Source organism: Aeromonas sp. HMWF017 (assembly GCF_003061465.1).
GTDB classification, from domain to species: domain Bacteria; phylum Pseudomonadota; class Gammaproteobacteria; order Enterobacterales; family Aeromonadaceae; genus Aeromonas; species Aeromonas veronii.
Map to the genome: position 1 here is coordinate 20173 of NZ_QAJD01000182.1, position 8029 is coordinate 28201.

Genomic DNA, 8029 nt, shown 5'->3' on the forward strand with positions numbered 1-8029 from the left:
TTACGTTTTATCCCTGCCAGCCAGGGAGGCAGTCACTACATCCCAGGCCCGTGATTTACTTGCCGAGGATCTCGGTCAACATACGCTCTACCCCGACCGTCCAGTCAGGCAGCACCAGATCAAAGGTACGCTGGAATTTGCCGGTATCAAGGCGGGAGTTATGGGGGCGTTTGGCCGGAGTCGGGAAGGCGCTGGTCGGCACTGCATTCATTTGTGTCACTGCCAGTTCAACGCCAGCCTCTCTGGCTTTGGCAAACACCAGCTGGGCGTAGTCAAACCAGGTGGTGGTACCGGAGGCAATCAGATGGTACAGCCCGGCGACCTCGGGTTTGCACCGCGCCACGCGGAGAGCATGGGCGGTGCAATCGGCCAGCAACTCGGCGCCGGTCGGAGCGCCGAACTGGTCATTGATCACTGACATCTCGCTACGCTCTTTGCCAAAACGCAGCATGGTCTTGGCAAAGTTGGCGCCGCGGGCGGCGTAAACCCAGCTGGTGCGGAAGATCAGGTGACGGGAACAAAGCGCGGCCCCTTGCTCACCCGCCAGCTTGGTTTCGCCATAGACGTTGAGCGGGGCGGTTGCATCAGTTTCCACCCAGGGGCGCTCACCGCTGCCATCGAACACATAGTCGGTGGAGTAATGCACCAGCCAGGCACCCAATACTTCCGCTTCTTTGGCGATAGCAACCACGCTGGTCGCGTTGAGCTGCTCGGCAAACTCCCGCTCGCTTTCGGCCTTGTCGACTGCGGTGTGGGCTGCGGCGTTGACAATCACGTCCGGCTTGACCAGACGTACCGTTTCGGCCACCCCTGCCGGATTGCTGAAATCACCGCAATAGTCAGTGGAGTCAAAATCAACGGCAGTGATACGCCCGAGCGGCGCCAGTGCGCGTTGCAGCTCCCAGCCGACCTGGCCGTTTTTGCCAAACAGCAGAATATGCATCAGGCACGCTCCCCATCATTCTGTTCAATCGAGGAATAGTGTTGCTCAATCCAGGACTGGTAGGCACCGCTCTTGACGTTGTTGACCCACTGCTGGTTATCCAAATACCACTGCACGGTTTTGCGAATACCGGATTCAAAGGTCTCTTGCGGTTGCCAAGCAAGCTCACTGCTCATCTTGGTCGCATCGATGGCATAGCGGCGATCGTGGCCGGGGCGATCCGCCACATAGATGATTTGCTCACGATAAGAGCCCGATTTTGGCACCATCTCATCCAACAAATCGCAGATGGTGTATACCACCTCCAGATTCTGCTTCTCGTTATGACCGCCGATGTTGTAGGTCTCACCGACCACGCCGGTGGTCGCCACCTTGTAGAGCGCGCGCGCGTGGTCTTCCACATAGAGCCAGTCACGGATCTGGTCGCCCTTGCCATAGACAGGTAACGGCTTGCCATCCAGCGCGTTAAGGATTACAAGCGGGATCAGCTTCTCGGGGAAGTGATATGGCCCGTAGTTGTTGGAGCAGTTGGTGACGATGGTTGGCAGGCCGTAAGTACGGCGCCAGGCGCGCACCAGATGGTCGCTGGAGGCCTTGGAGGCGGAATAGGGGCTGCTGGGGGCGTAGGGGGTGGTCTCGGTAAAGAGCGGCAATGGTTCACCGACGGCTACTTCATCCGGATGGGGCAGATCACCATATACCTCGTCAGTGGAGATATGGTGGAAGCGGAAAGCCGCCTTGCGTGCCTCGTCCAGACCGTTCCAGTAAGCGCGAGCCGCTTCCAGCAACATATAGGTGCCGACGATATTGGTCTCGATAAAGTCAGCCGGGCCTGTGATGGAGCGATCCACATGGCTCTCGGCAGCCAGATGCATCACGGCATCCGGCTGGTGCTGGATAAACACCCGATCCAGCTCGGCGCGATTGCAGATATCCACCAGTTCAAACGCATAACGCTCGCTTGACGATACATCGGCCAAGGACTCCAGATTGCCGGCATAGGTGAGTTTATCGAGATTGATAACGGAATCTTGGGTATCACGGATGATATGGCGCACCACAGCAGAGCCGATAAAACCAGCGCCACCGGTAACGAGAATTTTCATAGATAGGTTATCTCTTGCAAAGAGCTGATATGTGATAGGTGCGGACTGAAATGGAGTAAAACGCTGAAGAGCTGAAACAATCTCTAAAATTCATTCAATATTCGAGAACAGACATTTTAGACAAAGCAAAAGTTACATTGATGAGAGGTAAACATCATGGCTACCGCCCCTAGGTTACAGCCCCCAGTTTGCTGCTTTTTACCATATTGCTCACGCCTTTGGTCATCATGCCTCCAGCATCGTTATGTCTTGGCAGCTTTGATCGCAACCCTCTCTCACGGGCATGCCGCGAGTTGGCACACTGCACCAGCCCGATTTTATAGGGAATTCTATCCCGTTTTTCCCAAGGATGAACAGTTGAAAGTAATTCGTGATGGGTGCAACTTGAGGCTCATCACAACCTCAAGAGCGCGAAACGCCTACTCATACCTCGCTTTTTCAATTACAACCACGCAATTTTTTCTTACATTTTTCACAAAAAACAGGGCAACCCATGGAGTTGCCCTGCTTGATTGTCAGCCAGACCAAAGCTGGTTGGCGATTTATTGAACTCTGTTCAGATTAGCTAAACCTGCATGCCATCAGTCACCTTTTGACTCAACCGCTGCAGCCATGCGCGCCTCTTTGCTCTGGTGACTGGTGAAGTAGCGCATCACCAGCACGAAGAAGAGCGGCACGAAGAAGATGGCCAGCACGGTGGCACTGATCATCCCCCCCATCACGCCGGTACCGATGGCATTACGGCTGCTGGCGCCGGCGCCGGAGCTGATCACCAGCGGCAGCACCCCGAGGATAAAGGCAAGCGAGGTCATCAGGATCGGGCGCAGCCGCAGACGCGCAGCCTCCACCACCGCCTCACCCAGCCCCATCCCCTTGTCGTAGAGCTCTTTGGCAAATTCCACGATCAAAATTGCGTTCTTCGCCGACAAGCCGATGGTGGTGAGCAGGCCCACCTGGAAGTAGACGTCGTTCTCCAGCCCGCGCAGGGTGGCAGCCAGAATAGCCCCCAGTACACCCAGCGGCACCACCAGCATCACCGAGAAGGGGATGCTCCAGCTCTCGTAGAGGGCAGCCAGACAGAGGAACACCACCAACAAGGAGATGGCGTAGAGCGCAGGAGCCTGTGAACCGGCCTGACGCTCCTGGAAGGAGAGCCCGGTCCACTCGATGCCCACCCCTTCCGGTAGCTGTTTCACCATCTGTTCGATGGCGGCCATCGCATCACCGGTACTCTTGCCGGGCGCCGCCTCACCGACGATCTCCATCGCCGGCACGCCGTTGTAACGCTCCAGACGCGGCGAGCCGAAGCTCCACTCGGTGCTGGCAAAGGCGGAGAAGGGCACCATCTGACCGGCACTGTTGCGCACATACCAGAGTTTCAGGTCTTCCGGGTTCATCCGGAAGGGGGCATCTGCCTGCATGTAGACCTTCTTGATCCGGCCACGGTCAACGAAGTCATTGACGTAGGACGAGCCCCAGGCGGTGGCCAGGGTGTTGTTGATATCCGCGATGGATAGCCCCTGCGCCAGCGCCTTCTCGTAGTCGATCTTGATATCGAGCTGCGGCGTATCTTCCATCCCGTTCGGACGTACCCGTACCAGAGTGGGATCCTGCGCCGCCATGCCGAGCAGCTGGTTACGCGCCGCCATCAGCTTGTCGTGACCGATACCGCCGCGATCCTGCAGGAAGAAGTCAAAACCGGTCGCCGTACCCAGCTCCGGGATCGGAGGCAGGTTAAAGGCGAACACTTGCGCTTCCTTGATGCTGAACAGATAGCCCATGGCGCGGCCGATGATGGCATTGGCGCTGCGATCCGGGCTCTTGCGCTCGCTCCAGTCCTTGAGCTTGATAAAGGCCATCCCCGCATTCTGGCCACTACCGGCGAAGCTGAAGCCGGATACGGTCAGTACGGAGTCAACGTTATCCTTCTCGTTTTTCAGGAAGTAGTCGCGCATATCCGCCAGCACCACCTCGGTGCGCTGCTTGGTGGCCCCCACCGGCAGTTGCACCATGGACATGATGACCCCCTGATCCTCTTCCGGCAGGAAGGAGGTGGGCATCCGCATAAAGAGCACTGCCAGTACCGCCAGCATGGCGCCGTAGATCAGGCTGTAGCGCACGCCCTGCTTGATCACCTTGCGCACGCCGCTCTGATAGCGATTGGTACCCGCATCAAAGGCGCGGTTGAACCAGCCAAAGAAGCCGCGTTTGGCTCCAAACTCGCCATGTTTCATCGGCTTGAGCAGGGTGGCACAGAGCGCCGGAGTCAGGATCAACGCCACCAGCACCGACAGCACCATGGCCGAGACGATGGTCAGCGAGAACTGGCGATAGATGGCGCCGGTCGAGCCGCCGAAGAAGGCCATCGGCACGAACACGGCGGAGAGCACCAGGGCGATCCCCACCAGTGCGCCGGTGATCTGGGTCATCGACTTGCGGGTGGCTTCCAGCGGGGAGAGATCCTCCTCGCTCATCAGACGCTCCACGTTCTCCACCACAACGATGGCGTCATCCACCAGCAGGCCGATGGCGAGCACCATACCGAACATGGTGAGGGTGTTGATGGAGAAGCCGAACGCCGCCATCACCCCGAAGGTACCGAGCAGCACCACAGGCACCGCAATGGTCGGGATCAGGGTGGCGCGGAAGTTCTGCAGGAACAGATACATGACGCAGAACACCAGGAAGATCGCCTCGATCAGGGTCTGCACCACCTCCTCGATGGAGATCTTCACAAACGGCGTGGTGTCGTAGGGGTAGACGATCTCCATGTTGGCCGGGAAGTAATCCGACAACTCATTGAGCTTGGCACGCACCTTCTCGGCGGTATCCAGCGCGTTGGCGCCGGTCGCCAGCTTGATGGCAACCGCGGCGGTGGACTGGCCGTTGTAGAGCGCATCGGCGTCATAGCTTTCGCCTGCCAGCTCGACCCGGGCCACATCTTTCAGTCGTACCTTGGAGCCATCCTGATTCACCCGCAGCAGGATATCGTTGAACTGCTCCACGGTAGAGAGCCGGGTCTGCCCCATGATGGTGGCGGTGAACTGCTGATCTTCCACCGACGGAGTACCACCCAGCTTGCCGAAGGCTACCTGGGCGTTCTGCGCCTTGATGGCCGCCTGCACATCACCCGGGGTCATCTGCACCCGGTTGAGCTTGTTGGGATCGAGCCAGACCCGCATGGAATACTGGCTGCCGAACAAGGTGATATCCCCTACCCCATCCAGACGACTCAGGGGCTCCTTGATGTTGGAGACCACATAGTCCGCCAGATCGTCGTTGTTCATCGAGCCATCGCTGGAGATGAAGGCCGCGACCATCAGGAAGCTGCTGGAGGTCTTCTGTACCCGGATCCCCTGCTGCTGCACCTCTTGCGGCAGCAGCGACATCGCTTGTTGCAGCTTGTTCTGCACCTGCACCTGGGCGATATCGGGATCGGTCCCCGGCTGGAAGGTGAGGGTCACCGACACTCGCCCCGCGGAGTCAGACTGGGAGGACATGTAGAGCAGGTGATCCAGCCCGGTCATGTTCTGTTCGATGATCTGGGTTACCGAGTCTTCCACCGTTTTGGCGGATGCGCCCGGATAGCTGGCAGAAATACCGACAGCGGGCGGCGCAATGCTCGGATACTGGGCGACCGGCAACTTGATGATGGCCAGGCTGCCCGCCAGCATGATCACCAGCGCGATCACCCAGGCAAAAATGGGTCTGTCTATAAAAAATCGAGCCATGAAGCGACTACTCCATCCTACTTGTTGGCCGGGGTGTTGGACGCAGCTTGAGCAGACGCTGCATCAGCACCCTGCTCGGCGGGATTGACCACGGCGCCCGGTCGTACTTTCTGCAGGCCAGCCACGATCACCCGCTCGCCGGAGGTGAGGCCTGACTCCACCACCCAGTTGCTGCCGACGACACGGCTCAGCTGCACGTTGCGCAGCTCCACCTTGTTGTCAGCGGTTACCACCAGCACGGTGGCACCGCCATTGGGGGTGCGAGTCACCGCAGTTTGCGGCACCAGCAGCCCTTGCGCCCGCTCCCCCTCTTGCAGGGTGGCGCGCATAAACATGCCGGGCAGCAGCAGTTGGTGCGGGTTGGGCACAATCACCCGCAGGGTCACCATGCCGGAGGTCTCATCCACGGTCACATCGGAGAACTGCAACGAGCCCTCTTCGCCATAAGTGGAGCCATCTTCCAGCTGGAAGGTCACCTTGGCCCCCTTCTGCTCGTCCTGGGTCAGCTTGCCCTCGGCGACCAGTCGCTTGAGGCGCAACAGATCGGCGGTGGACTGACGCACATCCACATACATGGGATCGAGCTGCTGAATGGCGGTCAGGCTGTCAGCCTGCTGGGCGGTCACCAGCGCCCCCTCGGTCACCGCGGATTTACCGATGCGGCCACTGATGGGGGCGGTGATGCGGGTGTAACCGAGATTGATCTCGGCAGTGCGCAGGGCCGCCTTGCTTGCCATGATCTCGGCCTTGGCCTGCTTCCAGCTCGCATCGGCGTCGTCATAGTCCTGACGGCTGATGGATTTGACCTTGAGCAGCTCCTGATAGCGCTGCGCCTTGAGGCGGGCACTCTGCTCGTTGGCCTCGGCCTTGGCCAGATTGGCCTTGGCGCTGGCGACTGCCGCCTGATAGACAGCCGGGTCGATCTGATAGAGCAGATCACCCGCCTTCACATCGCTTCCCTCGGTAAAGAGACGCTTGAGGATGATGCCGCTCACCTGCGGACGCACTTCGGCCACCCGCAGCGGGGCGCTGCGGCCGGTCAACTCGGTGGTCAACATCAGCGGACCGCTCTGCAGGGTCACCACGTTGACCGCCGCGGGGGGCATGCCGCCCTGTCCCTGGGGTACACCCCCCTTGTCACCACAACCTGCCAGCAAGCCTGTAGCCAGCAAGGCAAGACCAACTGAACGAGCAAGAATATGTTTATGCATGAAACACCTGAGCCTTTGCCAGTCAATGAACAATCAGGGCCGCATGGGCCCTGTTGGTAAATAGTCGAAAGATGAGGCAATATACATACATTCATAAATGTATGTAAGTGACTTTTTGCTTGCATGAGGCACAAATTTCGATGGCCAGACGAACCAAAGAAGAGGCGCAGCAAACCCGCTGCCACATCATGAGCACGGCGCTGGATCTGTTCTGCTCCCAGGGCCTGGCCAAGACCAGCCTGACCGACATCGCCAAAGCGGCAGACCTGACCCGCGGTGCCATCTATTGGCATTTCAAAAACAAGGATGAACTCTTCATTTCGCTCTGGCAGGAGCTCTGCAGCCCCCTCGCCCACCAGCTCGATGCCTGCCTCAATCCAGATGAGCCGGATCCGCTGGGGCAACTGCGCCTCTTCTTCGAAGGGGTGCTCCACAGCTTCATTCACAATCCGGCCCAGCGGCAGATGTTCACCATCCTGTTCAATCTCGAATCGCTGGAGGGGGAAGCCATCTCACTGCGCGAGCATATCCGCAGCCAGTCCGCCAACTTCTTTCGGGACCTGGAGACCACCCTGGCCAATGCGGTACGACGGGGCCAGCTGCCCACCAACCTCAACCTGCAGCGCGCCGCCACCCTGCTCCACTGCACCCTGGATGGCTACATCATCAACTGGCTCCACTTTCCGGGGCGGATCGACCTGCAGGGCGAATCAGCCTTTATGATAGAGAGCATGTTCACCATGCTGGCCCAGCCCCACGGGCCTGCCTGCGGCCGCTAACCGGCTCCGGCAACTCCCACCCATCCAAATCGGGGCCTGACCGCGCGCTTTGGCAGTCAGGCCCCGATTTGTTACCCTGTGCGCCCCCTGCTTGAGGTAACACCTGTGCCACACTCTGACGCCATCCCCGCTTCCCGGCCATTGAACGACCAGCATGCCCGCGCTCGGGCTGCCTTTGTGGCACGTCTCAAACCCGGCGCTCACCTGCTCAATGGTCAATGCGGTACGGGGGAGGATCTATGCTGGCTGCGTGCAGAAG

Annotated in this window: 5 protein-coding genes; 1 reads left to right on the plus strand and 4 read right to left on the minus strand. The window is 59.2% G+C overall.

Translation table 11 applies throughout. From position 1 onward, the window contains the following. Positions 1 to 55 precede the first annotated feature (55 nt). The 4 genes from rfbD to DBR30_RS20585 all read right to left on the minus strand — a co-directional run bounded on the left by rfbD (position 56) and on the right by DBR30_RS20585 (position 6991). The gene (rfbD, locus tag DBR30_RS20570; RefSeq protein ID WP_108540010.1) at positions 56 to 943 is read right to left on the minus strand and encodes a dTDP-4-dehydrorhamnose reductase; all 888 of its coding nucleotides are present in this window, start codon (positions 941 to 943) and stop codon (positions 56 to 58) included. Continuing rightward, positions 943 to 2049, minus strand: a complete 1107-nt coding sequence (gene rfbB, locus DBR30_RS20575; protein ID WP_108540012.1) for a dTDP-glucose 4,6-dehydratase — start codon at positions 2047 to 2049, stop codon at positions 943 to 945. Before rfbB ends, rfbD begins: the two co-directional genes overlap by 1 nt. A gap of 581 nt (positions 2050 to 2630) precedes the next feature. Then, positions 2631 to 5780, minus strand: a complete 3150-nt coding sequence (locus DBR30_RS20580; protein WP_108540015.1) for an efflux RND transporter permease subunit — start codon at positions 5778 to 5780, stop codon at positions 2631 to 2633. A 17-nt stretch (positions 5781 to 5797) separates the two neighbouring features. Further along, on the minus strand, positions 5798 to 6991 hold the full coding sequence (locus DBR30_RS20585; RefSeq protein ID WP_108588504.1) for an efflux RND transporter periplasmic adaptor subunit: 1194 nt from the start codon (positions 6989 to 6991) through the stop codon (positions 5798 to 5800). Between the two features lie 140 nt (positions 6992 to 7131). Here DBR30_RS20585 and DBR30_RS20590 point away from each other — a divergent pair, with 140 nt between their 5' ends. Next, a complete protein-coding gene (locus tag DBR30_RS20590) occupies positions 7132 to 7770 on the plus strand; it encodes a TetR family transcriptional regulator (protein ID WP_108542236.1) in 639 nt (212 codons plus the stop codon). Positions 7771 to 8029: the final 259 nt, after the last annotated feature.

What these genes read in the sequence shown, in the direction of transcription:
- rfbD (WP_108540010.1), bottom strand. Translation starts at nt 943, where the DNA reads ATGCATATTCTGCTGTTTGGCAAAAACGGCCAGGTCGGCTGGGAGCTG.
- rfbB (WP_108540012.1), bottom strand. Translation starts at nt 2,049, where the DNA reads ATGAAAATTCTCGTTACCGGTGGCGCTGGTTTTATCGGCTCTGCTGTG.
- DBR30_RS20580 (WP_108540015.1), bottom strand. Translation starts at nt 5,780, where the DNA reads ATGGCTCGATTTTTTATAGACAGACCCATTTTTGCCTGGGTGATCGCG.
- DBR30_RS20585 (WP_108588504.1), bottom strand. Translation starts at nt 6,991, where the DNA reads ATGCATAAACATATTCTTGCTCGTTCAGTTGGTCTTGCCTTGCTGGCT.
- DBR30_RS20590 (WP_108542236.1), top strand. Translation starts at nt 7,132, where the DNA reads ATGGCCAGACGAACCAAAGAAGAGGCGCAGCAAACCCGCTGCCACATC.